The following is a 440-nucleotide window of genomic DNA, read 5'->3' on the forward strand; positions in this document are numbered from 1 at the left end:
CAAGCAAAAGATTTAGTCGCTTTATGTGTATGGATGAGTCAAAATGTCGCTAAAACCTCTTTACCAAGCAAAAGATTTAGTCGCTTTATGTGTATGGATGAGTCAAAATGTCGCTAAAACCTCTTTAACTCAGTTATGTAGCTGTTTAGAAGCATCAACAGAAGTGCTCATCAGTCCTGAGGGACTGAATCAACGATTTAATGCCACAGCCGTGCAATTTCTACAAGGGGTACGGAAACGATTCTGGTTATGAGGGGCCACTCTGGAAAAATATTCAATAATAAAACCGTAGGAATTGTTTATTCCTACGGTCTAGCTAAATTTATTTAACCATATGTCAAATAAATTTAGGCATTATAGTTCCATAAATTCATCAATTTCTGCTTTACGCTTTAAAAATATTTCGGTTCTGTTGCAAAGTTGATTCAAGAATAGAGTAA

General features: G+C 35.5%; 1 pseudogene. It reads left to right on the forward strand.

The annotated features are described in order from the left end of the window. Positions 1-58: 58 nt before the first annotated feature. Positions 59-232: pseudogene (locus AZF08_RS22985) on the forward strand (IS4 family transposase); the annotation flags it as partial. Between the last annotated feature and the right edge of the window lie 208 nt (positions 233-440).

Source organism: Bacillus gaemokensis (assembly GCF_001590835.1).
Taxonomy (GTDB): Bacteria; Bacillota; Bacilli; order Bacillales; family Bacillaceae_G; genus Bacillus_A; species Bacillus_A gaemokensis.